The sequence below is a fragment of the Brotonthovivens ammoniilytica genome (assembly GCF_025566885.1).
GTDB classification, from domain to species: domain Bacteria; phylum Bacillota; class Clostridia; order Lachnospirales; family Lachnospiraceae; genus Brotonthovivens; species Brotonthovivens ammoniilytica.
In genome coordinates this window covers 657939-681788 of the sequence record NZ_JAOQJQ010000001.1, presented here as the reverse complement: position 1 = coordinate 681788, position 23850 = coordinate 657939, and the positions used below count along the sequence as shown (strand labels likewise).

At 41.5% G+C, this 23850-nt stretch carries 27 protein-coding genes; 21 read left to right on the top strand and 6 right to left on the bottom strand.

Annotated elements, in window-relative coordinates; genetic code table 11:
* Positions 1 to 42 precede the first annotated feature (42 nt).
* The 13 genes from rsxC (at position 43) to OCV88_RS03080 (ending at position 12692) form a co-directional block, all read left to right on the top strand.
* Positions 43 to 1362, top strand: coding sequence for an electron transport complex subunit RsxC (rsxC, locus tag OCV88_RS03140; RefSeq protein ID WP_158424170.1), 1320 nt, complete (start codon positions 43 to 45; stop codon positions 1360 to 1362).
* A 26-nt stretch (positions 1363 to 1388) separates the two neighbouring features.
* Positions 1389 to 2330: an RnfABCDGE type electron transport complex subunit D gene (locus OCV88_RS03135; RefSeq protein ID WP_158424169.1), complete on the top strand. Its 942-nt coding sequence runs from the start codon at positions 1389 to 1391 to the stop codon at positions 2328 to 2330.
* Positions 2330 to 2950, top strand: coding sequence for an RnfABCDGE type electron transport complex subunit G (locus OCV88_RS03130; protein WP_317258584.1), 621 nt, complete (start codon positions 2330 to 2332; stop codon positions 2948 to 2950). Before OCV88_RS03135 ends, OCV88_RS03130 begins: the two co-directional genes overlap by 1 nt.
* Entirely contained in the window at positions 2943 to 3677 is a 735-nt protein-coding gene (gene rsxE / locus OCV88_RS03125) for an electron transport complex subunit RsxE (RefSeq protein WP_158424167.1), read from the top strand. The genes OCV88_RS03130 and rsxE overlap by 8 nt, the downstream gene beginning before the upstream one ends.
* Positions 3678 to 3691: 14 nt before the next feature.
* Positions 3692 to 4267 (top strand): electron transport complex subunit RsxA, encoded by a 576-nt coding sequence (gene rsxA / locus OCV88_RS03120; protein WP_158424166.1) that lies wholly within the window; start codon positions 3692 to 3694, stop codon positions 4265 to 4267.
* Positions 4268 to 4279: 12 nt separating this feature from the next.
* Positions 4280 to 5074 carry an RnfABCDGE type electron transport complex subunit B gene (gene rnfB, locus OCV88_RS03115; protein WP_158424165.1) on the top strand — a complete coding sequence of 265 codons (795 nt, stop codon included), beginning with the start codon at positions 4280 to 4282 and terminating at the stop codon, positions 5072 to 5074.
* A 163-nt stretch (positions 5075 to 5237) separates the two neighbouring features.
* On the top strand, positions 5238 to 6308 hold the full coding sequence (locus OCV88_RS03110; protein ID WP_262590616.1) for a bifunctional glycosyltransferase family 2/GtrA family protein: 1071 nt from the start codon (positions 5238 to 5240) through the stop codon (positions 6306 to 6308).
* Complete coding sequence (locus tag OCV88_RS03105) at positions 6305 to 7369, top strand: phosphodiester glycosidase family protein (RefSeq protein WP_158424163.1); 1065 nt, start codon at positions 6305 to 6307, stop codon at positions 7367 to 7369. The genes OCV88_RS03110 and OCV88_RS03105 overlap by 4 nt, the downstream gene beginning before the upstream one ends.
* Position 7370: 1 nt before the next feature.
* Entirely contained in the window at positions 7371 to 7646 is a 276-nt protein-coding gene (locus OCV88_RS03100; protein ID WP_158424162.1) for a hypothetical protein, read from the top strand.
* A 16-nt stretch (positions 7647 to 7662) separates the two neighbouring features.
* On the top strand, positions 7663 to 9987 hold the full coding sequence (locus OCV88_RS03095; protein WP_158424161.1) for an HAD-IC family P-type ATPase: 2325 nt from the start codon (positions 7663 to 7665) through the stop codon (positions 9985 to 9987).
* A 5-nt stretch (positions 9988 to 9992) separates the two neighbouring features.
* Entirely contained in the window at positions 9993 to 10535 is a 543-nt protein-coding gene (locus tag OCV88_RS03090; RefSeq protein ID WP_317258583.1) for a phosphatase PAP2 family protein, read from the top strand.
* A 34-nt stretch (positions 10536 to 10569) separates the two neighbouring features.
* Positions 10570 to 11988, top strand: coding sequence for a HAMP domain-containing sensor histidine kinase (locus OCV88_RS03085; protein WP_158424160.1), 1419 nt, complete (start codon positions 10570 to 10572; stop codon positions 11986 to 11988).
* A gap of 5 nt (positions 11989 to 11993) precedes the next feature.
* Entirely contained in the window at positions 11994 to 12692 is a 699-nt protein-coding gene (locus tag OCV88_RS03080; protein WP_158424159.1) for a response regulator transcription factor, read from the top strand.
* A gap of 20 nt (positions 12693 to 12712) precedes the next feature.
* On the opposite strand, the gene OCV88_RS03075 is transcribed toward OCV88_RS03080, so the two are convergent.
* Positions 12713 to 13729 carry an FAD:protein FMN transferase gene (locus tag OCV88_RS03075; RefSeq protein ID WP_158424158.1) on the bottom strand — a complete coding sequence of 339 codons (1017 nt, stop codon included), beginning with the start codon at positions 13727 to 13729 and terminating at the stop codon, positions 12713 to 12715.
* A gap of 188 nt (positions 13730 to 13917) precedes the next feature.
* Between OCV88_RS03075 and proB the strand changes: the two genes are divergently transcribed.
* The 4 genes from proB (at position 13918) to OCV88_RS03055 (ending at position 16887) form a co-directional block, all read left to right on the top strand.
* On the top strand, positions 13918 to 14763 hold the full coding sequence (gene proB / locus OCV88_RS03070; protein ID WP_158424157.1) for a glutamate 5-kinase: 846 nt from the start codon (positions 13918 to 13920) through the stop codon (positions 14761 to 14763).
* Between the two features lie 11 nt (positions 14764 to 14774).
* Positions 14775 to 15002 carry a DUF896 domain-containing protein gene (locus OCV88_RS03065; protein ID WP_158424156.1) on the top strand — a complete coding sequence of 76 codons (228 nt, stop codon included), beginning with the start codon at positions 14775 to 14777 and terminating at the stop codon, positions 15000 to 15002.
* Positions 14974 to 15546: a 5-formyltetrahydrofolate cyclo-ligase gene (locus OCV88_RS03060; protein ID WP_158424155.1), complete on the top strand. Its 573-nt coding sequence runs from the start codon at positions 14974 to 14976 to the stop codon at positions 15544 to 15546. The genes OCV88_RS03065 and OCV88_RS03060 overlap by 29 nt, the downstream gene beginning before the upstream one ends.
* A 96-nt stretch (positions 15547 to 15642) precedes the next feature.
* Positions 15643 to 16887 (top strand): glutamate-5-semialdehyde dehydrogenase, encoded by a 1245-nt coding sequence (locus OCV88_RS03055; RefSeq protein WP_158424154.1) that lies wholly within the window; start codon positions 15643 to 15645, stop codon positions 16885 to 16887.
* A gap of 252 nt (positions 16888 to 17139) precedes the next feature.
* Here OCV88_RS03055 and OCV88_RS03050 read toward each other — a convergent pair whose 3' ends face one another.
* Genes OCV88_RS03050 through OCV88_RS03030 form a run of 5 tightly spaced genes read right to left on the bottom strand, consistent with a single transcriptional unit; the run spans position 17140 to position 20284 of the window.
* Positions 17140 to 17853, bottom strand: a complete 714-nt coding sequence (locus OCV88_RS03050) for a PHP domain-containing protein (protein ID WP_158424153.1) — start codon at positions 17851 to 17853, stop codon at positions 17140 to 17142.
* Complete coding sequence (locus tag OCV88_RS03045) at positions 17837 to 18187, bottom strand: hypothetical protein (protein WP_158424152.1); 351 nt, start codon at positions 18185 to 18187, stop codon at positions 17837 to 17839. Before OCV88_RS03045 ends, OCV88_RS03050 begins: the two co-directional genes overlap by 17 nt.
* Complete coding sequence (locus OCV88_RS03040; protein ID WP_158424151.1) at positions 18156 to 19487, bottom strand: [Fe-Fe] hydrogenase large subunit C-terminal domain-containing protein; 1332 nt, start codon at positions 19485 to 19487, stop codon at positions 18156 to 18158. The genes OCV88_RS03045 and OCV88_RS03040 overlap by 32 nt, the downstream gene beginning before the upstream one ends.
* A 25-nt stretch (positions 19488 to 19512) precedes the next feature.
* Positions 19513 to 19935, bottom strand: coding sequence for an ATP-binding protein (locus OCV88_RS03035; protein WP_158424150.1), 423 nt, complete (start codon positions 19933 to 19935; stop codon positions 19513 to 19515).
* On the bottom strand, positions 19925 to 20284 hold the full coding sequence (locus OCV88_RS03030) for a DRTGG domain-containing protein (RefSeq protein WP_158424149.1): 360 nt from the start codon (positions 20282 to 20284) through the stop codon (positions 19925 to 19927). The genes OCV88_RS03035 and OCV88_RS03030 overlap by 11 nt, the downstream gene beginning before the upstream one ends.
* Before the next feature lie 332 nt (positions 20285 to 20616).
* Here OCV88_RS03030 and OCV88_RS03025 point away from each other — a divergent pair, with 332 nt between their 5' ends.
* From OCV88_RS03025 to nuoF, 4 genes are read left to right on the top strand one after another with little or no spacing between them, the layout of a single operon-like run.
* A complete protein-coding gene (locus OCV88_RS03025; protein ID WP_416795181.1) occupies positions 20617 to 21093 on the top strand; it encodes an NADH-quinone oxidoreductase subunit NuoE family protein in 477 nt (158 codons plus the stop codon).
* On the top strand, positions 21093 to 21650 hold the full coding sequence (locus tag OCV88_RS03020) for an ATP-binding protein (RefSeq protein WP_158424147.1): 558 nt from the start codon (positions 21093 to 21095) through the stop codon (positions 21648 to 21650). The genes OCV88_RS03025 and OCV88_RS03020 overlap by 1 nt, the downstream gene beginning before the upstream one ends.
* A gap of 13 nt (positions 21651 to 21663) precedes the next feature.
* Entirely contained in the window at positions 21664 to 22038 is a 375-nt protein-coding gene (locus tag OCV88_RS03015) for a (2Fe-2S) ferredoxin domain-containing protein (RefSeq protein ID WP_158424146.1), read from the top strand.
* Between the two features lie 18 nt (positions 22039 to 22056).
* Positions 22057 to 23847, top strand: coding sequence for an NADH-quinone oxidoreductase subunit NuoF (gene nuoF, locus OCV88_RS03010; RefSeq protein WP_158424145.1), 1791 nt, complete (start codon positions 22057 to 22059; stop codon positions 23845 to 23847).
* The last annotated feature ends 3 nt before the right edge of the window (positions 23848 to 23850 follow it).

Sequence of the window (23850 nt, the reverse complement as noted above, 5' to 3'; positions counted from 1 at the left end):
TATGGGCAAACCATTAGTAAAAAAGAAAGAAGGGCACAGAATATGGGTTTATGTACTTTCAAGGGCGGTGTCCATCCTTACGATGGAAAAGAACTGTCTAAAGATAAGCCGATTCGGGAATTTTTACCCAAGGGAGATTTGGTTTATCCGTTGTCTCAGCATATTGGTGCGCCGGCGAAACCGATTGTTGCAGTTGGGGACAAGGTATTAAGAGGTCAGATGATTGCAGAAGCCGGTGGTTTCGTGTCTGCTCCGATTTACGCAAGTGCTTCGGGTACAGTAAAAGCAATTGAACCGCGAAGAGTTGCAGTGGGAGACATGGTAAACGCTATTGTTGTTGAAAATGACGGAGAGTTCAGTGAGGCTGCGTATCAGCCCACGGAAGATACGGCATCTTTAGCGAAAGAAGATATTATTAAGCGGATTCAGAATGCGGGGATTGTTGGTATGGGTGGAGCCGGTTTCCCGACTCATGTGAAACTATCACCCAAAGAACCTGAAAAGATTGATTACATTATTGCAAACTGTGCAGAATGTGAACCTTATCTTACATCAGATTACCGCCGTATGCTGGAAGAGCCTGAAAAACTGGTAGAAGGTATGCGCATTATTCTTTCACTGTTTGATAACGCAAAAGGAATCTTCGGTATCGAAGATAATAAACCGGATTGCATTGCGAAGTTATCTGAAATGGTGAAAGATGAACCACGCATGGAAGTAAAGGCATTAAAAACGAAGTATCCTCAAGGTTCTGAGCGTCAGCTGATTTATGCTGCAACAGGCCGTGCCATTAATTCCACAATGCTTCCTGCTGATGCCGGATGTATTGTAGATAACGTGGATACAATTGTTGCAATTTATCATGCTGTAAAACTTGGAAAACCGTTAATGGAAAGAATCATTACCATTACAGGTGATGCGGTAGCAGATCCTCAGAATTTCCGCGCATGTATCGGAACGAATTTTGCTGAGCTGGTAGAAGCGGCAGGCGGATTTAAAGTTCAGCCTGAAAAGGTGATTTCCGGAGGTCCTATGATGGGATTTGCCATGTTTGGACTGGATGTACCTGCCACAAAGACAAGCTCTGCTTTGCTGGCGCTGGCCAAAGATGATGTTGCTGCAAGCGAAACAACCGCCTGCATTAACTGCGGCCGTTGTGTGGAAGCCTGTCCATCCAGAATTGTTCCATCCAGATTAGCTGATTATGCAGAAAATTATGATGAAGAAATGTTTGAAAAATGGAACGGTATGGAATGTGTGGAATGCGGAAGCTGCAGTTTCACATGTCCTGCAAAGCGAAGTCTGGCACAGGCAATTAAATCTATGAGAAGAACAATTCTTGCAAATAGACGGAAAAAATAATATACGTTAGAAAGAGGTGGACTATTGTGAGTGATTTATATAATGTTGCTTCATCACCACATATAAGATCCAAGGCAAGTACAAGCAGAATTATGCTTTATGTAATTATTGCATTGCTGCCGGCTACTGTCTTTGGTATTTATAATTTCGGCCCCAGAGCCTTAGGCATCATTGTTGTTACAATTGCCAGCTGTATGGTTTCTGAATGGGTATTTAACAAAATCAGACATAAAAAACAGACAATCGGTGATTTAAGCTGTGTTGTTACCGGCCTGCTGCTGGCTTTGAACCTGTCTCATACGATTCCTTACTGGATGGCTATTGTAGGCGGCGGATTTGCAATTGTAGTAGTAAAAATGCTTTTTGGCGGACTTGGCCAGAACTTTATGAACCCGGCTCTTGGTGCAAGATGCTTTTTGCTTCTTGCCTTTACAGGTCCAATGACAAGCTTTACCTTTGACGGTGCCACAGGAGCAACTCCTCTGGCAATCATTAAAGGCGGAGAGTTATACAGCGACAGCATGGCTATGCTCACAGGACGGATTGCCGGTACTATCGGTGAGACTTCTGTAATTGCCCTGCTGATTGGTGCAATTTTCCTGATTCTCATGGGTGTTATTGATCTTAGAATTCCGGGAACTTACATACTTACATTTGCTGTATTTATTATTTTATTTGGCGGACATTTAACATCCGGCGATCTTGTACCTTTTGTTGTACAGGAAATCTGCGGCGGCGGTCTGATTCTGGGAGCCTTCTTTATGGCAACCGATTATGTAACTTCCCCGATTACCCCAAGAGGAAAGATTCTGTACGGTATTATCTGCGGATGCCTCCTTGGTATTTTCCGTATGTTCGGAGCATCAGCAGAAGGCTGTTCTTACTCAATCATCTTTGCAAACGTACTGGTTCCATTGATTGAAAGAGTAACCATTCCAAAACCATTCGGTAAAGGAGGGGAAAAATAGTGAAAATTATAAAAGACGCTTTAATCCTTTGTGTAATTACCGTAGCTGCTGGTTTGGGACTTGGTGCCGTATATGGAGTTACTAAAGAACCTATTGAAAAAGTAAATTATGAAACACAGCAGAATGCCTATAAAACTGTATTCGAAAATGCTTCTGAATTTAAAGATCTTCCTGATTTTTCTTCCGAGGAGGCTACTAAAATTGCAGCTGACAATGGATACGGCGATACTATTGAAAACTGTGTTCAGGCAGTGGAAGCTGATGGTTCTTTACTTGGTTATGTAATTACTGTTGTATCTCATGACGGATATGCAGGCGACATTAAGTTTTCCATCGGGGTTCAGCTTGATGGAACATTAAACGGCTATTCCATTACAGATATTAATGAAACAGCCGGTCTTGGTATGAAAGCAAAAGAAGAATCTTTTTACTCTCAGTTCCAGGATAAACAGGTAGAACAGTTTACAGTTACAAAAACAGGTTCTGCAGACGATTCTGAAATTGATGCGATCAGCGGTGCTACCATTACATCCAGCGCTGTAACAAACGGTGTGGACGCCGGACTTGCATATTTCAGATCATTACTTGAAACGACAGGAGGGGAACTTTTAAATGAATAAGTGTATTGAACGTATACAAAACGGTATTATTAAAGAGAACCCTACTTTTGTTATGCTGATAGGTATGTGTCCGACTCTGGCCGTAACTACCTCTGCAATGAATGGTATTGGTATGGGACTTTCCACCACATTAGTATTGGTATTTTCCAACCTTTTAATTTCGCTGCTCCGTAAAATTATTCCGGACAGTGCACGTGTGCCGGCGTTTATCGTTATCGTTGCGACTCTTGTAACAATTGTACAGTTCCTGCTTCAGGGATATGTACCGTCCCTGTATTCATCTCTTGGAATTTATATTCCATTGATTGTTGTTAACTGTATTATTCTGGGGCGTGCAGAAAGCTATGCTTCTAAAAATCCTGTGATTCCGTCAATCTTTGATGGTATCGGTATGGGACTTGGATTTACGGTTGGTTTGTTCTGTATTGGCGCAGTTCGTGAAATTCTTGGTTCTGGACAGCTTCTTGGAAAACAAATTCTTCCATTGGCAGATGCAGCCGCTGGAACTCCCGGTTTTACACCTATTACTATCTTTGTATTGGCTCCCGGAGCATTCTTTGTTCTTGCAATGCTGATTGCCATTCAGAATGCGTTTAAAGAAAGCAGACGTAAAAAGGGTCTGCCTGTAAAAGAAGGCGGCGGATGTCTGGCAGGAGATTGTGCGGCATGTCATAACAACAGCTGTGACGGCCGTGTATTTACAGTTGGAACAGATGAGAAGGAATAGGAGGAAAGGTTCAGATGAAAGAAGTCATTTTAATTGCAATTGGTTCTGCAATTGTAAATAACGTAGTACTGAGCCAGTTCCTTGGCTTATGTCCGTTCTTCGGCGTATCAAAAAAAGTAAATACTGCGGCCGGAATGGGTATGGCGGTTATTTTCGTTATCACAATTGCATCCTTTATTACAAGTGTTTTAGACAAGTTTATTCTGCAGAATTTTGATTTGGTTTATTTAAGAACCATTGTATTTATTCTTGTAATTGCAGCGCTGGTACAGTTTGTAGAAATGTTTATGAAAAAATCAATGCCTCCGCTGTATAATTCACTTGGTATCTTTTTACCTCTGATTACAACAAACTGTGCAGTACTTGGTGTTGCATTAAATAACGTACAGTATGGCTATGGCATCGGAGTTAGTACTATTAACGGTTTGGCTACAGCAGTTGGATTTACCATTGCAATCGTTATTATGGCCGGTATTCGTGAAAAAATTGAATATAACGACATTCCGACACCATTTAAAGGCTCGGCAATTGTACTTGTTACAGCTGGTCTGATGGCAATTGCATTTATGGGATTTTCAGGAGTCATTTAGGAGGGTGCGCAAATGGATATTCAAGCAATTATTATCGCCGCTGTAGTAGTTGGCGGTGTAGGTATTGTCATTGGTATCATCCTTGGGATTGCCGGTGAAAAGTTTAAAGTAGAAGTAGATCCAAGAGAAGAAGCAATTCTGGATGCACTTCCGGGAAATAACTGCGGCGGCTGTGGTTACGCAGGCTGTTCCGGACTGGCCGGCGCTATCGTAAAAGGCGAAGCAGAAGTAAATGCCTGCCCGGTTGGAGGTGCTCCCGTTGCGGCTGCAATTGGTTCTATTATGGGGCAGGACGCAGGGGAGAGTGTTCGCATGACCGCTTTTGTAAAATGTGCGGGTACCTGTGAATCTGCGAAACAGAATTATGATTATTATGGAATTGAAGATTGTTCTATGATGGGATTTATGCCCAGCGGAGGTCCAAAATCCTGCGATTATGGATGTCTTGGTTTTGGAAGCTGCGTAAAAGCTTGTCCTTTCGATGCAGTTCACATTGTAGATGGGATTGCCAGAGTAGATAAAGACGCATGTAAAGCATGCGGAAAATGTATCAAAGCATGTCCGAAGAACTTAATCGAATTAATTCCTTATGAAGCAAAACATGCCGTACAGTGTAACTCAGAAGATGTGGGTAAAAATGTGATGAAGGTATGTAAAGTCGGATGTATCGGGTGCAGAATGTGTGTGAAAGCATGTGAAGCAGGCGCTGTTACAGTTGAAAATAACATTGCGCATATTGATCAGACAAAATGTACCGGATGTGGTGCATGTGCTGAAAAATGTCCGAAAAAGATTATTACAAAATAAGAGCGTAAAGCAAAGAGAGTGTTTCTTAAGTCATTTTGTGGCTTTTGGGATGCTCTCTTTTTATATAATTATATTGTTTAAAAAAAGTTTAAAAAATCCATGCAGAAAGGTTAGATATTCCGGGTATGGTATGTATGAACAAACAACAGAAAAGAGGGATCATATGGACCAAATTGTAATCATACCGGCACTGAATCCGGATGAATGCCTGAAGGATATTGTAGATAGAAACTGGGAGCTTGAAAATCAGATTATTGTTGTAGACGACGGAAGTGATGAAAAATATCATTCATTTTTCTGGGAACTGAGTGAAAAATGTATTGTGCTGCACCATGATCATAATAGAGGAAAAGGAGAAGCTATCAAAACAGCTCTTCGATATATAAAAAAAGAATTGTGGGAGTACACCATGATTGGCATTATGGATGCGGACGGACAGCATCTGGCCGATGATATGGAAAAACTTCTGGTGAAAGCAGCCGGAAATCCAAAATCTCTTATATTAGGGTGCAGGGAAATGGATGCGTCAGTGCCCTGGAAATCAAAAGCAGGAAATCAATTAACCAAAAAAGTGTTTTACTTAAAGACCGGTGTAAAAGTATCGGATACCCAGACTGGACTTCGTGCATTTTCTTCAGACTTATTGGATTTTATGCTGGAGATTTCCGGTGAAAGATATGAATATGAAATGAATGTTCTGGTAACCTGTGCAAAGAGAGGAATTGAAATTATTGAAGTACCAATACAGACAATTTATCATGATAAAAATAACAGCTGTTCCCATTTCAGAAAATTTTGGGATTCCTTGCGAATATATAAAAGTTTACTAAAATTTTCTCTTGTGTCCTTTTCCAGCTTTTTACTGGATTATTGTTTATTTTCACTTTTGGTTTTTTTGTTTCCGGGAGCAGGATGGGCAGCTGCAGGAGCTAATATAGGGGCGAGAGTCATCAGCGCTGGTTACAATTATATGATGAACTGCCATGTAGTATTTCATAAGAAAGAAACTCTTAAAACAGCACTGGAATATCTGCTGTTAGCGGGAATGATACTATTCATAAATAATATGGTTCTGCAGGTATTTATATCCGGCCTGCAGATAGAAGTTCATGCTGCAAAGATGATGACAGAAATACTTTTATTTTTAATCAGCTGGCTGATTCAGAGGGAAATTATATTTAAAAACAATAAATTACAGTGGAATCCAGTTGAAAAGAGCGGTGAACCCATATGAAGAAAATCGTTTTATTTACAATAGATATTTTAATTGCAGCTCTGCTGGTTTTAGGAATCTGGGGAGTGAATTACCTGGTTCCCCAAAAAGGGATACAGGCACAGGCGTTTTTGTCTTCGTCCGGAAATAGTAAAAGCAGTGGGGCCCAGTCAAAAAGCCTGGCGGAGCAAAAAATCCAGAGTCTGATAGAAGCAGAAAGCAACGGTCTGCAGATAACGAAAGTAAAGCTTGATCATCAGGACTGGCATGAAAAATTTTCGGAGAAATTTACAAAGACGGTTGTATCAACAGATACATCCTATACCAGCCCAAATCTTTCCATTCAGCTGACATCCAATGTTGTGCAGACAAATCAATTAGATTATTCAGAGGATGGACAGCATAAAAAATATGGAACAAATATTTCTTATATACTGGCAGATATATATGTTGGAGATATTACTTGTATTCAGACTGCATTTGCCCAGAACACATATGGAGTAGGGTATGAAGAAAAACTTACCGATATGTCTGCTTACATGAAATCGGTTCTGGCAGTAAATGGTGATTCATACAGCAACAGCAGACATGCGGGTAATGGTACTATTATTCGTAATGGAATTATTTATCGTTCCAGTCCTGGGGATATGGAAACCTGCGTTTTAAATTGGGATGGAACCATGAAAATATATGCACCACAGGAATTAAATAAGCAGCAGCTGATCAATGAAGGTGCTTATCAGAGCTGGGTTTTTGGTCCCAGTCTGCTGGATGAAAATGGAAAAGCAAAGACTTCTTTTTTAACATGGGATTATATTCGGCAGTCTCACCCAAGAACAGCAATAGGTTATTATGAGCCGGGTCATTATTGTCTGTTAGTAGTGGATGGAAGACAGAAAAATACAAGAGGTATGTTTTTAAGTGAAATGGCTTCTATGTTTGAACAGCTTGGATGCAAAGCAGCTTATAATCTGGATGGGGGACATTGTTCCTTTATGACAAAAGGAAATCAGATTGTAAATCATCCGTATAAACCGGAGCATAAAATCCAGGACGGGATTTTTTTGACGGAGGGTCTATAAAATGGAAGCAAAAAAAATGATTATAAATCTGGCAGGTAATATATGTATTATCTGCAGTCTGGCACTTTTAGCCGTTTTTATACTGGACTGGTATAATCCGTTTATGGATTTTTTAGGACATGCAAAGGTTCTTTTGTATCCATTATGTATTTGTTCAATTATCATATCCGGATGCAATCTGTTACAGAAGGAAGAATATGGCAGAAAACGAAAGAGAACCAGGCGGCAGCCCCATATGGAAAATAAACGTTTTCGGGATTTTGGGAATAAGAAATAAGAAGGAGAGTTAGAAAATGGAAGAACAATTAAAAGGACTTTCTGCAGAAGAAGTAACAAAACGCAGGGAAAAAGGAGAGGGGGAGCATCAGCCGGAAGGTATTACGAAAAGCAGAACACAAATCATAAAGGATAACACAATTACATTATTTAATATATTAAACTTTATCATTGCCGGATTGCTGCTGGCAGTGGGCGCATATTCAAATCTGCTTTTCATCGGGATTATTATTCTGAATATTCTGATAGGAATTGCACAGGAATTTAAAGCAAAGAAACTGGTGGATGAATTATCTGTTTTAAACCGCCCAAGGGTCTGTGTCCGGCGTGAAGGTCAGGAACTGGATATAGAAAGAGATGAGATTGTAAAGGGTGATCTGCTGGTATTAAAGAGCGGAAATCAGATCTGCAACGATGCCGAAATAATAAATGGAAGCCTGGAAGTAAATGAATCTCTTCTTACCGGTGAAAGTGATGGAGTCGTAAAAGAAACCGGTGATAAACTGTATTCCGGCAGTTTTGTAATTTCCGGCAGAGCGGATGCAAGGGTGATTCATGTAGGAACTGAAAATTATGCAACAGGATTGATTCAGGAAGTAAAAAAAGAAAAGCAGGTACAGTCTGAATTGATTGGATCTATGAATAAAATCACAAATATCACAAGTTTTTTGATTATTCCATTAGGGATTATACTTTTTGTTGAAGCAGTTTTTTTCCGGAATACTCTAATCAGCGATGCAGTTGTATCTTCTGCAGCGGCGCTGCTTGGAATGCTGCCAAAGGGTCTGGTTTTGCTGATTTCCGTATCCCTGGCAGCCGGAGTTATCCGGCTGGCAAAGATGAAGATTCTTGTACAGAATATTTATTCTTTGGAAACACTGGCTCATGTAGATACTCTGTGCCTGGATAAAACAGGTACCATTACGGACGGGAAACTAAAAGTGTGCAGAAAAATTCCAATGATGACATCCCATCAGGGGGATATAGACAGTTTCATCCGGGCTTATATGGATGCTTGTGAAGATAATAATGCTACTTTTGAGGCATTAAAAAAAGCATTTCCGCCTGAACCACTGTATCATCCGGTTTACAAAATTCCGTTTTCATCAAAAAGAAAGTGGGGCAGTGTAAGCTTTGATGCAGCAGGAACCATATTTGTGGGCGCACCGGAAAAACTGATAGGAAAACTGTCAAAAAATCTGGAAGAGGAATTGGCACATGGGCGCCGACTGATTGCCATCGGATATATCCCGGAAATCTGGAAAAACGACAAAGAACTGCCCGGTGGGATACAAATCCTTTATGCTGTGGTTTTAGAAGACAGAATCCGGCGTAATGCAAGGGAGACTCTGGAATTTTTTAAAGAACAGGGAGTAGATGTGAAAGTTATTTCCGGAGATCATATCAAGACCGCTGCCATGACTGCAAAACGGGCCGGATTGGATACGTGGAAAGAGGCAGTGGATTTATCCAGATATGAAGATGAACCGGATTACGACACCATCTGCAGGAAATATTCTGTATTTGCCAGAGTGACTCCAAAGCAGAAGCAGGAGCTGGTAAAAGCGCTGCAAAGACAGGGGCGTCATGTGGCAATGACCGGGGATGGAGTGAATGATCTTTTAGCCCTCCGGGAGGCTGACTGTTCTATTGCTGTAGCAGATGGCAGTGATGCCAGCAGACAGCTGGCTCAGATTGTACTGCTGGATTCCGACTTTACCCATTTGCCCAAGGTAGTTATGGAAGGACGAAAGGTTGTCAATAATGTAACAAGAACAGCAGGCGTCTTTTTTATAAAGACAATTTATTCTGTGTTAATCTCTATATTTTGTGTGGCTGCCAATCTGCCATTTCCTTTTATTCCAATACAGATTACACTGCTGGATGCCTTTATCGAGGCATATCCTTCTTTTGTGACGATTTTGGAATCCGATACCAGAAGGCTTAAAGGCAGTTTTTTAAGAACAGCGGTATCAAAATCACTTCCATTCGGACTGGCGGCCACAGCAGTAATTGCGCTGATGAGTCTGCTGATGCCTTTTGCAGTTTCTGACAATCAGACGGTAATGTATCTTGCGCTGATTTTGATTTCTATTACAGCAGTTGTAAGAAGCTGTATTCCATTTAATCTGCTTCGCGGATTTATTTGTGTAACAATGGTCTGCGGTATTTTTGGAGCCCTTATGGTATTACCGGAACTATTCCACGTAAACAGAGTTACCGGCGAAATGAAGATGTGCCTGATTGTTATTATGGCTGCTGTGTGGGGATTTCTTATTGTATTAGAAGCAATAAAACATGTATCTAGAAACAAAAGAAAAGAATATACTTTGGAGATGTAAATACAATGACGATAGAATTACAGATTTTAGATATGATCCAGCAGATGAGAACTGTCTGGCTGGATCATATAATGGTAGCAATTACCACTTTGGGAAACGGAGGAATCATTTGGATTATTGCAGGACTGCTGCTGCTTATCAGCAAAAAACACCGGAAAACAGGTATTCTGTTATTGGCGGCTTTTATCCTTGAGATTATCCTTTGTAATGGAGTGTTGAAACCGCTGGCAGCCAGAGTAAGGCCCTGTGATATTAATTCTACGGTACAGCTTTTGGTTTCCCGTCCGACAGATTATTCTTTCCCGTCCGGACATACAGGAGCTTCTTTTGCAGCCGCTTCTGTATTGTGGAGCAGAAAGGAAAAAGGACGTTTAGCGGCAATGATTCTGGCAGTGCTGATAGCTTTTTCCAGAATGTATTTATATGTTCACTATCCAACGGACATTCTTGGAGGAATGATAGTAGGAAGTCTCAGCGCTGTAATCGTTTGTATGGGATTCAAATTATTTGAACAAAAGTATGGTAAAAATAATGAAATCACTGTATGATAATCGTAATAAATGTTAGGAACGGGGGAGCCTTATGTCTTTGAAAAAACGGATGTTCCGTTCAAATATGATGATCTTATTTTTGTCCTTGCTTTCTTTGCTGGCAGTGGTTTTTTTGGTCCTGATTCTGTTTGAAGACAGGATAGAAAGACGTTTCTTTACCATGGGGCAGTCTAAACTGGATACAGAAGTTTTAAAAGCAGTCTCGCTGGTGGATCATGCCGGAACGGATGATATAGAGACGTTAGAACAGGAAATGGAGCCAATTGGATACCAGACAGCACTTATCCGTGAGGAGCAGATACAAGCTGGAAGTACAGATGAACAGATGCTTAAGCTTGCTCAGGCTTTGGATACGGAATATCTGCAAAAGGAGCAGTCGGAACTATTTTATTATCGCAATGCAACTGTTGTTGTAAAATACATTCCTCAGGAGAACGCCTGTATTGTATCAGCCCATTTTGCAAAAGTGGATTTTCTGAAAACATCTCTTTTACATTCCTCCCGGACATTGCTCTGGGTGTTAATTTTAATTAGTGCAGGGGTAGTAATTGTTCTGCTGATTCTTTCTTCTTACTTTACAAAACGGATGAACCGGGTTGTAATGGAACCTCTAGAGGAGCTGGTAAAGGGAGCGGAGCGGATATCGCAGGGGAATCTGAAAGAGGATATACGGTATCATGGAGAAAAAGAGTTCGAAGACCTGTGCCTGACTTTTAATTCCATGCAGAAAACAATTTTAGCAGATCAGGAGCGGAGGCAGAAAACAGAACAGTCAAGGATCGACATGGTAACCGGTATTTCCCACGACCTTCGCACACCGCTTACTTCGATACAGGGATATATCAAGGGAGTGATAGATGGGGTGGCAGATTCCAGTGAGAGGCGGCAGCTGTATTTGAAAACCGCCTATGAATCCACAGAAGATATGAACCAGCTGCTTCAGAAGCTATTTGATTTTTCAAGGCTTGAGAGTGGACAGATGCCTTTTCATATGGTCAGAGTAGACTTGTGTGAGTTTGTGAATACTTGTATTGCACAAAGAGAAACTGTGCTTGATGCAGAAAAACTACAGTTTTTCTTTGAGAGTCAAGAGCAGCTCCCGGAGATTCTGCTGGATATTCAGCAGTTTGGAAGAATTTTTGACAATCTGCTGGAAAACAGTATGAAATATACCAATGTCTGCCCGGTAAAGATTCAAGTGAGAGTGTTTAATACAGAAGAATCTGTCTGCCTGGAATGGAAGGATAACGGACCGGGAGTACCGGAAGAGAAAATAGGAAGAATCTTTGATCGGTTTTACCGGTGTGACGGCTCAAGAAAACAAAAAGGCAGCGGAGTAGGACTGTATGTAGTAAAATATATTATAGAACGCCACGGCGGCTGTATTTGGGCGGAAAATGACAGTGGATTAAAACTGACCCTCACATTTCCAAAAGCAGAGGAGGAATAGGACGGATGCCGAACATATTGATTGTGGAGGATGATGCGAAGATTGCCCAGCTGGAAAGTGACTATCTAGAAATTAACGGATACGAAACAGCCATTGTTTCGGATGGAAGCTTAGTGATTGCAGAACTGCGAAAGAAGAAGTACGATCTTGTACTTTTGGATATTATGCTGCCCGGATGCAGCGGATACGATATCTGCCGTCAGATACGGGATGAGATAGATATTCCTATTTTGATGGTAACGGCAAGAACTGAGGCAGTAGATGTGATCCGCGGACTTGGCCTTGGAGCAGATGACTATATTACAAAACCCTTTGATCCTTCCCAGCTTGTGGCAAGAGTGCGTTCCCATTTAAAACGTTATGCCAGGCTTACAAAAGACAGGAACAAAAACAGGGAAGAATCAGAAAGAATTATAATTCAGGATCTTGTTATTGAACCGAAGACATGGAAAGTTTTTAAAGGGGAGCGAGAGCTTAAGCTGCCCAACAGAGAATTTGAACTCTTATGTTTTCTGGCGGAAAATCCCAATATTGTTTTTTCAAAAGAGGCGCTGTTTGAGAAAATATGGGGATTTGATTATGTATCAGATGCAGCTACTGTTTCCGTGCATATTAACCGTCTGCGTGAAAAAATAGAAGATGACTCCAGAAATCCCCAAATTATAGAGACCGTCTGGGGAGCCGGATACCGTTTGAACGGATAAACATGAAAAATTGAAACCTGCTACTTATAAGGTATAAACTGGTATTGATCTTCAAAACCGGAAGTTGTATGGACTTTTCCGTCATCTGTTATAAAAACTGCCTCTGTATGGTCTGTGTTTTCGATTAATTCCATGCCTTTTTCCAGTCCAAGAGCCAGACAGGTAGTGCTAAGGCCGTCTCCGTCCACTGATTGGTCGCTGATAATCGTAACTGACTCCAGATGATTTTCTATGGGATATCCGGTTTTTGGATCCAGAATATGATGATAGATGATTCCGTCCTTTTCAAAGCAGCGCTGATAAGTTCCGGATGTAACCATAGATTTATTATCTATTTTTACAGAACCTATGGGGGTGCCGCTTTCATCGAATGGCTTTTGAATTGCAATCTGATAATCGGTGCCATCCGGTTTTTCCCCAATGGTAATTACATTTCCGCCAAGATTAATCATTCCGGAAGATACGCCGTTATCTTCTAGATATTCCTTCATCCGGTCGGCAATATATCCTTTGGCGATTCCGCCAAGATCAAGGCTGGCATCAGGATCGGTTAATGCAGCTTTTGTGCCTTTAAGTTTTACGTTTTTATAATTGACGTGGGAGACCGCCTCTTTTATGCTGTCAGGATCTGGCAGGCTGCCGTCCTTATGTTCTTTAAAGTTCCACAAATCAGAAACTTCTCCAAGGGTAATATCAAAAACCCCGCCGCTTAACTGGCAGTATGTTAAGCCGGCCCGGATCAGATCTATGGTTTCCTGGTCTACCTGCACATAGGCTCCCTCTGCAGCGTTAATTCTTGATATATCGCTGTCTTTGATTGTTCTGCTGAAAAGCTGTTCATAATGAGCGGCCAGTTCCATGCAGCCATCTAGATATCGGGCATCTTTTGACTGATAAACAGTAAGCTTTATAACAGTATCAAAATAGGTACCTGTTTTGCTGTAGGACTGCTGCGCCGGCGTACATCCTGCTGGCAGAATTATTAATAAAAGCAATGCGGCAGACAGGCAGAAGAATTTTTTTATCAATGTGTTCATGTTCCATCACCGGACTTTCTTAGAGTGTATCAAAAACTAAATCCAAGTGTATCATATCCCCTGAATTACTACAAGCCGGAACCTGCCGGCTTTTCTTATCTTTTCTTATTGCCTTTTCTTATTGTATCAATAAATTGAATTTTCTTTTTATATATGATAAAGTATAAATTCATAAGGGAGAGATGAAAATGAATTTACATGACTATTTAAAATATAAAAAAAGAGTGGTAGTAAAGATTGGTTCTTCTTCGCTTCAACACGCAGATAACGGCGAATTGGATTTAATTAAGCTGGAAAAGCTGGTGAGAGAATTATGTGATCTCAGAAACAGAGGGATGGATGTGTGTCTGGTCAGCTCTGGGGCTATTGCGGTGGGAAGAAGGGCCATCGGTCTTACGGAGCGGCCGTCAGAAGTATCCACCAAGCAGGCATGTGCGGCAGTGGGGCAGGCCCGTCTGATGATGATTTACCAGAGGCTTTTTAGTGAATACTCCCAGGTTGCCAGCCAGATTTTAATGACGAAATATACTATGGTAAATGAAACCACAAGAGAGAATGCCAGAAATTGTTTTGAAGAATTGTTCCGGCTTGGAATTATCCCTATTGTCAATGAAAATGATACCATTTCTACTTATGAAATGCATTTCGGTGACAATGATACTCTTTCTGCAATTGTAACATCACTGACAAATGCGGATCTTCTTATTTTATTATCAGATATTGACGGATTATATACGGATGATCCAAGAAGCAATCCGGATGCGGTTTTAATTGAGCGGATTGACCGGTTAGACGAACATTATATGGAGATGGCCAAGGATACTACCGGGAGTGATGTGGGCACCGGCGGTATGGCTGCCAAGTTAACAGCTGCCAGAATCTCTGTTCATTCCGGAGCGGATATGATTATTGCAAACGGAAAAGATGTTGGAATTCTCCATGAGATAATAGAAGGTGAATTTAAGGGAACTTTTTTCAAAGGTCAGAAAAATGTAGATTTTGATTTGAATCAATATATAAAAACAGGATTTTAGAGGTACCGGCTATGAATGATATAAAAATTGCAAGAATTAATGAATTATATAAAAAATCTAAGGCGGAAGGTCTGACCATGGAAGAGAAAAAGGAGCAGGCGCTGCTTCGGAAAGAGTATATTGCAGATTTTCGCAGAAATCTGGTTGGACAGCTGAATCAAATTGATGTTCAGCAGGAGGATGGCAGCATTGTAAATCTTGGAGAAAAGTATGGAAACAAAAAAGGACATACGAACTAGCGCCCTTCAAATCCGCAGCCAGCTGCCAAAAGAAGTGCGGAGAGCTAACAGCAGAAAGATCAATGAGCTTTTAATGGCTTCTGAGTGTATGAGAGCAAATGATTATTTTTTCTGCTATGCTCCTGTCAATTCTGAAGTGGATATTACCGAATTTACCGAATTTTTAATCCGCTGTGGAAAACATATCGCATTGCCAAAGGTATCTGGTGAAAAGATGCGTTTTGTGGAGGTGAGCGATCTGTCCGGCCAGCTGCAAAAAGGGGCGTTTCAGATTATGGAGCCTGTTTCTGATATAGAAGCAGTATGGGACCAGGCAGTTGTTCTGGTGCCGGGACTTGCTTTTGATTTGTCAGGAAACCGCATTGGATATGGAAAAGGTTACTATGACAGGTATTTTTCATGTCATTCCTGTAAGCTTAAAATAGGTGTTGCTTATGACGAAACGTTAGTAGATCATATTCCGGCTGGGCCCCATGACCTTGTTATGGATATGCTTTGCACCCAGAAAAATCTGATTGCGCTGGTATCCAGCCGGCGGATATAAAACAGGAAACAAAAGACAAGACAGATAAAAGGTACAATATAAATATTTATTCAAAGAAAAATATTTGTATGAAACAACAGAAAGGAGTATAAGACCATGCAGTTGTTGGAGATTTGCCAGAAAGCAAAAGAAGCAGAACGAAAAATCTGTAAAATCAAAACCGCGCAGAAGGATCAGGCGCTGATAGCCATTGCCAGGGAGCTGTGCAGACATGCAGATGTGATATTAGCAGAAAATGAAAAAGACTTAAAGAATGCTGCCATAAAGCAGATGCCGGATGGGCTGGTAGACCGTTTGAAACTTAACAAAGACAGGATAGATCAGATTGCGGAAGGATTAAAGCAGATAGCAGGTCTTGAGGATCCTATAGGTGAAGTGCTGGGGATGAAAAAACGTCCCAACGGTCTGATGATCGGGCAGAAAAGAGTTCCTCTTGGGGTAATCGGAATTATATATGAATCCCGCCCAAATGTGACTGCTGATGCTTTCGGACTTTGTTTTAAAGCAGGTAATGTAGTTATTTTAAAGGGTGGAAGTGATGCACTGCACAGTAATCTTGCCATTGTTTCCTGTATCCGGGAGACATTAAAACAGCAGAATCTGGATCCGGATTTTATTCAGATCATATCGGATACAGACAGAAAAACAACAGCGGATTTTATGAAAATGAATCAGTATGTAGATGTGCTGATCCCAAGAGGCGGTGCAGGTCTGATCCGCTCTGTTGTGGAAAATTCAACAATACCGGTGATTGAGACAGGAACTGGGAACTGTCACGTATACGTGGATGAATCAGCGGATCTTTCCATGGCTGCGGATATTATTATCAATGCAAAAACTCAAAGAGTAGGAGTCTGCAATGCCTGTGAATCACTTTTGATTCATGAAAATGTAGCTTCGCAGATTATGCCAGAGCTTACCAAAAGACTGCAGAAACATCAGGTGGAAATTTATGCAGACAGTTATCTTTCGGAAATGGCAGAGGGAATTTTACCGGCAGCTGAAGAAGACTGGGGAAGAGAGTATCTGGATTATAAAATATCTATGAAAACGGTATCCGGCATTGATGAAGCAATTGACCATATTAACCGGTATAATACAGGACATTCGGAATGTATTGTGACCAATAATTATAATCACGCTCAGCAGTTTTTAGATGAAGTGGATGCTGCAGCCGTTTATGTAAATGCATCCACCCGGTTTACCGACGGTTTTGAATTTGGTTTTGGAGCCGAAATTGGAATCAGCACCCAAAAGCTTCATGCCAGAGGTCCTATGGGACTTACAGCGCTTACCACTACCAAATATATCATTTATGGAAACGGCCAGATACGTCCATAAGAGTATAAAAATAAAAAAAGAACATTTCCGGCAAAACCAAAGGCTTCAACAGCTCTAAGTTTTTTTGGAAATGTTCTTTTTGACTCTATAGGAAATACTGTGTTGTGATAAAGCTGAAAAATACCGATTCCTATAGAGTCAAAAAAAACGCTCCGCTGATGATCGCACTGCGGCGGAATGGAGTCATGTCGCAAGAGCGACCCGCCGCAGGCGGAGAATCCTGCCGTGGCAGGATTCTTTTTTAAAAAAAAATTATGCTCCCGACAGGAAGCGAAAAATTTCCTCTGTATTATTTGAGGGAATATCAATCCAGTAAACCGGTTCGTGGATGTCATTTAGATAATGGGCATCAGAAGAACATAAAATACGGCATCCCTCCAGATACGGATAGGATTTTTGAAAAGTACTTTTCTTTTGAAGATCATGAAGCTCTGCCGTTTTAAAGGTACTGTCCGGGGGAATAAAGCCCAGATTGCTGATGAGACTGTTGGATGGTTTGTCTATATGTGCCGGTATCATAATTCCTCCAAACCCATTTAAAATACCGGGAAGATCTGAGAAACTAATGGGGACTGCAGAAATCAGCAGTTTATCCAGTACGCCCTCTGCCTGGTCTTTTGTATTATAAATCAGCTGATTTCCAAAAAGCATAGGGTTATTTGGAATATCTGGAAGCTTTTCATATACAAACCGGTCAAACTCCATTGCCTGATTTAGAGATGAAAAAAAGCAGAGCACATGCACCTCTTCTTCTGTACAAAGTTCCATTCCGGGAATCACACTGATGCCATAGTCTTTTGCAGCCTCTGTGAGGGCGGGGCAGTTGCGGCAGGTATTGTGGTCTGTTAAAGCGATAGCCTTAAGTCCGATAATAGATGCCATACCGGCGATATTAGCAGGGGTCATATCGTCACTGCCGCAGGGGGACAGACAGGAGTGCAGGTGAAAGTCATAAGATATCTTCATGGTGGTTTAACTGCTGATAGATCCACAGAGCAGCAGGGAAGATGGCATCTTTGGTTCTTAAAAGAGTAATTCCTTCTGAGCGGGCCTTCAGCTTCATGTTTTCATCAATATTGACAGCTCCGCATAAAATTACACATCCGGCCTCTGTCAAAGATGCTACAGCCAGGGTATTCATATTTCCCATTACGGTACACCAGGCACATCCTGCAGGCGCGTTTCCCATAGCTATACTTAAAAGATCACAGCAGTACGGTTCTGTTAAAGTACGCTGCAGATTTGTTCCTTCATTAATTATTTCAAATTTATTTGTTGCAATCAGTTCCTGTATGGTCATTTTTTTCCTCCTTGAATAATGGACTTGCTTTTAATGCATCGTATTGATCTCTCATAAGATAAATACAATCTTCCTCCTGGGCGGAATTTTTCCCTGTAATAATGTCTTCGGCAAGTGCCCGGCAGGTAGGGGCCCCGCAGGCCCCGCAGTCAAGACCCGGCAGAGCTTCTAAAAGACGTTCAACAGCAGATAATTTTGCAAAGCTTTCCGTCATATTTGAGCCTAATTGGTAAACCGGTTCAAAATCCACGGCTTTGTTCCAGAAAATATCTTCTGGTGAAAAGTCTTCTTCAAAATTGCTGGCTCTGGATTTGGATACCTGCATGTATTTATTCAGCTGTTTGATTTTTGCTTTTGCAATATACGGATTTTCAACGGTCAGAACCCCTCCCACACAGCCGCCGCTGCAGGCAGTCAGTTCAATAAAAGCCAGCCTGGCCTGAAACTTTTCATCTTCTAGATCTTCTAAAACCTGAATTACATTTTCAATGCCGTCGGCAGCAAGATAATTATTGATCAGTGTTCCGGCAGCTTCTCCGCCGCTGATTCCCCAGCCTACACCGATTTTGCCGGATATGGAAAGGGGTTTGACATTTTTTTCGGCATTTTTCATGTGGGAGAGCAGTTCTGGATAAATATCTTTGATTGACAGCACTGCGTCCACATGACTGTGTTCTATCCCCAGAGGTTCCCGGATAAAGGTAGCCTTAGAGGGACAGGGGGAAATGAAGATAATTCCAATCTGACTGCTTACCAGGCCGGAATCCCGGAGCGCCTTTTTGCGGGCCAGCATTGCGGCTGCTTCCATAGGCGGTAGAATAGGCAGCAGATGATCAATGAGATTTGGAAAACGAACCCGTATCAATCTTTCAATGGTGGGACAGGCAGTGCTGATTAACGGCCACTGTTTTTCGTGAGTCTGAATATATTTTCTTGTGGCTTCTGAGACAAGTTCGGCTGCTCCGCTGACTTCAAACACATCATCAAATCCCATCTCTAACAGTGCTGTGAGAATAATATCAATATCAGAAAGATGGTTAAACTGGCTGTATAGTGTAGGAGCCGGTATAGCTACCGTGTATTCATACTGACTTAAAATATCCAATCTGTCATGCTTGGTCATTTTTGCATGATGGGGACAGCGGCGGATACATTCCCCGCAGTCGATGCAGTATTCGCTCATAATATGCGCCCGCCCATTATGTACACGGATTGCCTGTGTGGGGCAGCGTTTAATACAATTCAGACATCCCCTGCACCGTTCTTCATTCAGATAGACAGAGTGAAAAAATTTATTCATGAAAGTTACATCCCCTTATTTACACTTAGAAATTAATTGTCATTGTAACAGTGGTACCCACCCCCACTGTGGAGGAAACATCCATTTCATCAGATGCCCGTTTCATATTTGGTAGTCCCATGCCTGCGCCAAATCCCAGACTTACAATCTCGTCGGGAGCGGTGGAGTAGCCTTCCTCCATAGCCTGTTCAATATTTTTGATGCCGGGCCCGGAATCCTTTAAGATCATGGTCAGCTTTTCCGGATATACATCTACATCAATGACGCCCCCGTTGGCATGGATGATCATATTAATTTCTCCCTCGTACATTGCGATGGCAACTCTGCGGACGATATCCGGCTGAATCTGCATCAGCTTTAACTTACTTTTGATATCGCTGCTGGCTTCCCCGGCCCGGGTAAAATCCTCACCGTCTACTTCATATTTAAAGTGAATTTTATTTTCCATTTTTAATATTACCTCCGCGTATTCCAGCCTGATAAAGCAATCCGCTGGTTTCAAACATTGTCAGCTCTGTGCCAAGTACTGTAATCCCAAGCTTCTCCGCCAGCGAAATGGCAGTATCTGCAGGTCTCTTTCCCCTGACATATAATACGCAGCCAATATCAAGCATCTCCGCAGTGCGTATAGTCTGCGGATTGGCAAGACCTGTAATCAGCATCATATGCCGCTGGGCATAGGCCAAAACATCACTCATCATATCGGAGCTGAAGGCGTACTGTATATTCAGCCCGGAATTTTCGGATGGCGTAAGCAGGCTGGCGTTTACAATAGTTTTGATTTCACAAATGCGCATAAGCTTCTCCTTTGAAAATATGTAACCATTCAATTATATATGGAATGAGTAGATACAAAAATAAAATACATGAAATCAATTTATAGACAAATTTTATTGCTTAGTATAGCACAAAAATTGTGTACTTTCAACAAAACACATTTGTTATTTTTATAACAAACATACAAGTGTATGGGAATTAATACAATTAAACAAAAAGAGGGCGCAAAAATAGACAATTTTTGTTCGCATACACGATTGAAAGTTGTGTAGTATGATGATAGGATAATACGTATAGTGTATTAATTTTTGTACACTACGAAATAGGAGGGATAATTTTGGAAAAAACAAAGATGGTTCCATTTAATGGAACAAAGGAGCAAGAGGAAAGTCTGCGCCAGGTTATCGAAGAGCTGAAAAATGATAAGGGATCTTTAATGCCGATTATGCAGAAGGCGCAGGATATATACGGATATCTTCCGTATGAGGTACAGAAAATAATTTCAGATGAAATGGATGTTCCATTGGAAAAAATATATGGAGTGGCAACATTTTATTCTCAGTTTAATCTTTTCCCAAAGGGAAAATACAAAATTTCTGTCTGTCTTGGAACTGCCTGTTATGTAAAAGGTTCCGGTGATATTTACAACAAGTTAATGGAAACACTTGGAATTGCCGGAGGAGAATGTACATCTGACGGAAAGTTTTCACTGGATGCCTGCCGCTGTATTGGAGCCTGCGGACTGGCACCTGTTATGATGATAAATGATGAAGTATATGGACGTCTGACAGTGGAAGAGATTGATGGAATTCTCTCAAAATATGAATAATGCTGCCGGAAATTTCTTTAAATATTCTTGATATTGCGCAAAACTCCATACGCGCAGGGGCATCTCTTATTGAGATTTTTTTACATATTAAGTCTGCAGAGCACACACTTTCTGTTGAGATTAAAGATAATGGCTGCGGTATGAGCGCTGAGCAGATTGCTAAGGTTACAGATCCGTTTTACACCTCCAGGACAACAAGGCGTGTTGGGCTGGGGATTCCATTTATCAAACAGTCGGCGGAATGTACCGGAGGAAGTTTTGTTATGAACTCTGTGGCAGGAGCAGGAACCTGCGTATCTGTGTTATACCATCTGAATCATATAGACTGTATGCCTCTGGGCAATATTTCAGATACCATTCTAATGCTTGTTACCTCTTATGAGGACCTGGATTTTATTTACCGGTATGAGATAGATGACGTGGGATTTGAACTGGATACCAGACAGATGCGGGAAATTCTTGGAGGGGTTTCCTTTTCTCAAGGAGATGTAAGAGAATTTATCAAAGGATATTTAGAAGATAATAAAAACGAAGTAGATGCAAAATTCCATGAATGATAGGGAGGATTTTATGAAATCACTGGAAGAATTAAGAGCGATCAGAGAAAAAATGCAGGGAAACATTGGTTTCCGTTCTGAAAATAGTAATGATACCCGGGTTGTTGTGGGTATGGCTACCTGTGGAATCGCCAGCGGTGCAAGACCGGTTCTGACAACATTATCAGATGAGGTTCAGAAACGCCAGCTTGAACATGTAAAAGTATCTCAAACCGGCTGTATCGGGTTATGTCAGTATGAACCCATTGTAGAGATCTATGAGCCGGGAAAAGAAAAAGTTACATATGTAAAAGTAAATCCGGAAAAAGCGCTTGATATTTTAGAGCAGCATGTAATACGGGGACAGGTTGTGGATCAGTATATGCTGCACACAGATGAAAATATTTAAAATGGAGGTTTGGTGACTATGTATCGTTCACATGTATTAATCTGCGGTGGTACTGGTTGTACTTCATCGGGAAGTCAGCAGATCATCCGGGTATTAAAAAATGAGTTAAAAAATCATAAACTTCAGGATGAAGTTGCAGTAGTAAAAACAGGCTGTCATGGTCTGTGCGAAGAGGGCCCTATTATGGTGGTCTATCCGGAAGCAATCTTTTACTCCAGAGTAAGACCGGAGGATATTCCGGAAATTGTTTCTGAACATTTGTTAAAAGGCCGTCCGGTAGAACGCCTTGTCTACCATGATGCAGAAATTCCAGAAGGAATCCGGTCAATTAATGAGACTGCCTTTTATAAAAAACAGCATCGTGTCGCTTTGAGAAACTGCGGTGTTATTAACCCAGAAGAAATTGATGAATATATCGGTACCGGCGGCTATGAAGCATTAGGAAAGGTACTTACAGGAATGTCTCCGGATGAAGTAATTCAGACAATTCTGGATTCCGGTTTAAGAGGCCGCGGCGGTGCAGGCTTCCCTACCGGTTTAAAATGGAAATTTGCTTCCGGTAACAGAGGAAACGTGCAGAAGTATGTCTGTTGTAATGCGGACGAAGGTGATCCGGGAGCATTTATGGACCGTTCCGTACTGGAAGGGGATCCTCATGTAGTAATTGAGGCCATGACAATTGCCGGTTATGCAATCGGCGCTTCCCAGGGATATATTTATGTCCGTGCCGAATATCCAATTGCTGTAGAGCGTTTGAAAATTGCTATTAACCAGGCTAGAGAATACGGTCTGTTAGGAAAAGACATTTTTGGTTCCGGATTTGATTTTGATCTGGATTTAAGACTTGGTGCAGGCGCATTTGTCTGCGGGGAAGAGACTGCCCTGATGACTTCTATTGAAGGAAACCGCGGCGAGCCACGTCCAAGACCTCCGTTCCCGGCAGTAAAAGGTCTGTTCGGATGTCCTACTATTTTAAATAACGTGGAAACCTGGGCCAACATTCCACAGATTATTTTAAACGGACCAAAGTGGTTCGCATCTATGGGTACAGAAAAGTCAAAAGGCACCAAAGTATTTGCTCTTGGCGGCAAGATTAATAATACCGGTCTTGTGGAAATTCCTATGGGTACAACCCTGCGTACCGTAATTGAAGAAATCGGCGGCGGAATTCCAAACGGAAAACGTTTTAAAGCGGCTCAGACCGGCGGTCCGTCCGGCGGATGTATCCCGGCAGAGCATTTTGATATTCCAATTGACTATGATAACCTTATCAGCATCGGCTCTATGATGGGCTCCGGTGGTCTCATTGTTATGGATGAAGATACCTGTATGGTAGATATCGCAAAATTCTTCCTGCAGTTTACGGTAGATGAATCCTGCGGTAAATGTACGCCGTGCCGTGTGGGAACCAAACGTCTGCTGGAGATTTTAGAAAAGATTACAAGCGGAAAAGGTACGCCGGAAGATATTGATAAAATGGAAGAGCTTTGTTATTACATAAAAGATAATGCATTATGTGGTCTTGGCCAGACAGCGCCAAACCCGGTATTATCGACTCTGCGTTACTTTAGAGATGAATATATGGCTCATGTTGTAGATAAAAAATGTCCGGCAGGTGTGTGTAAAAATCTGCTTACTTATAAAATTGATTCTTCAAAATGTAAAGGCTGTACGTTATGTGCCCGCAACTGTCCGGCTGACGCCATTGCCGGAAACATCAAAGAACCTCATATTATCAGTGTTGACAAATGTATCAAATGTGGTACCTGTCTGGATAAATGTCGTTTTGGTGCTATTTACAAGGAATAATGG

What these genes read in the sequence shown, in the direction of transcription:
- rsxC (WP_158424170.1), top strand. Translation starts at nt 43, where the DNA reads ATGGGTTTATGTACTTTCAAGGGCGGTGTCCATCCTTACGATGGAAAA.
- OCV88_RS03030 (WP_158424149.1), bottom strand. Translation starts at nt 20,284, where the DNA reads ATGCGCATTTGTGAAATCAAAACTATTGTAAACGCCAGCCTGCTTACG.
- OCV88_RS03110 (WP_262590616.1), top strand. Translation starts at nt 5,238, where the DNA reads ATGGACCAAATTGTAATCATACCGGCACTGAATCCGGATGAATGCCTG.
- OCV88_RS03065 (WP_158424156.1), top strand. Translation starts at nt 14,775, where the DNA reads ATGAATGATATAAAAATTGCAAGAATTAATGAATTATATAAAAAATCT.
- rsxA (WP_158424166.1), top strand. Translation starts at nt 3,692, where the DNA reads ATGAAAGAAGTCATTTTAATTGCAATTGGTTCTGCAATTGTAAATAAC.
- OCV88_RS03080 (WP_158424159.1), top strand. Translation starts at nt 11,994, where the DNA reads ATGCCGAACATATTGATTGTGGAGGATGATGCGAAGATTGCCCAGCTG.
- proB (WP_158424157.1), top strand. Translation starts at nt 13,918, where the DNA reads ATGAATTTACATGACTATTTAAAATATAAAAAAAGAGTGGTAGTAAAG.
- OCV88_RS03025 (WP_416795181.1), top strand. Translation starts at nt 20,617, where the DNA reads ATGGTTCCATTTAATGGAACAAAGGAGCAAGAGGAAAGTCTGCGCCAG.
- OCV88_RS03045 (WP_158424152.1), bottom strand. Translation starts at nt 18,187, where the DNA reads ATGACCATACAGGAACTGATTGCAACAAATAAATTTGAAATAATTAAT.
- OCV88_RS03035 (WP_158424150.1), bottom strand. Translation starts at nt 19,935, where the DNA reads ATGGAAAATAAAATTCACTTTAAATATGAAGTAGACGGTGAGGATTTT.
- OCV88_RS03090 (WP_317258583.1), top strand. Translation starts at nt 9,993, where the DNA reads ATGACGATAGAATTACAGATTTTAGATATGATCCAGCAGATGAGAACT.
- OCV88_RS03040 (WP_158424151.1), bottom strand. Translation starts at nt 19,487, where the DNA reads ATGAATAAATTTTTTCACTCTGTCTATCTGAATGAAGAACGGTGCAGG.
- OCV88_RS03075 (WP_158424158.1), bottom strand. Translation starts at nt 13,729, where the DNA reads ATGAACACATTGATAAAAAAATTCTTCTGCCTGTCTGCCGCATTGCTT.
- OCV88_RS03105 (WP_158424163.1), top strand. Translation starts at nt 6,305, where the DNA reads ATGAAGAAAATCGTTTTATTTACAATAGATATTTTAATTGCAGCTCTG.
- OCV88_RS03100 (WP_158424162.1), top strand. Translation starts at nt 7,371, where the DNA reads ATGGAAGCAAAAAAAATGATTATAAATCTGGCAGGTAATATATGTATT.
- OCV88_RS03085 (WP_158424160.1), top strand. Translation starts at nt 10,570, where the DNA reads ATGTCTTTGAAAAAACGGATGTTCCGTTCAAATATGATGATCTTATTT.
- OCV88_RS03055 (WP_158424154.1), top strand. Translation starts at nt 15,643, where the DNA reads ATGCAGTTGTTGGAGATTTGCCAGAAAGCAAAAGAAGCAGAACGAAAA.
- rnfB (WP_158424165.1), top strand. Translation starts at nt 4,280, where the DNA reads ATGGATATTCAAGCAATTATTATCGCCGCTGTAGTAGTTGGCGGTGTA.
- OCV88_RS03095 (WP_158424161.1), top strand. Translation starts at nt 7,663, where the DNA reads ATGGAAGAACAATTAAAAGGACTTTCTGCAGAAGAAGTAACAAAACGC.
- OCV88_RS03060 (WP_158424155.1), top strand. Translation starts at nt 14,974, where the DNA reads ATGGAAACAAAAAAGGACATACGAACTAGCGCCCTTCAAATCCGCAGC.
- rsxE (WP_158424167.1), top strand. Translation starts at nt 2,943, where the DNA reads ATGAATAAGTGTATTGAACGTATACAAAACGGTATTATTAAAGAGAAC.
- nuoF (WP_158424145.1), top strand. Translation starts at nt 22,057, where the DNA reads ATGTATCGTTCACATGTATTAATCTGCGGTGGTACTGGTTGTACTTCA.
- OCV88_RS03020 (WP_158424147.1), top strand. Translation starts at nt 21,093, where the DNA reads ATGCTGCCGGAAATTTCTTTAAATATTCTTGATATTGCGCAAAACTCC.
- OCV88_RS03050 (WP_158424153.1), bottom strand. Translation starts at nt 17,853, where the DNA reads ATGAAGATATCTTATGACTTTCACCTGCACTCCTGTCTGTCCCCCTGC.
- OCV88_RS03015 (WP_158424146.1), top strand. Translation starts at nt 21,664, where the DNA reads ATGAAATCACTGGAAGAATTAAGAGCGATCAGAGAAAAAATGCAGGGA.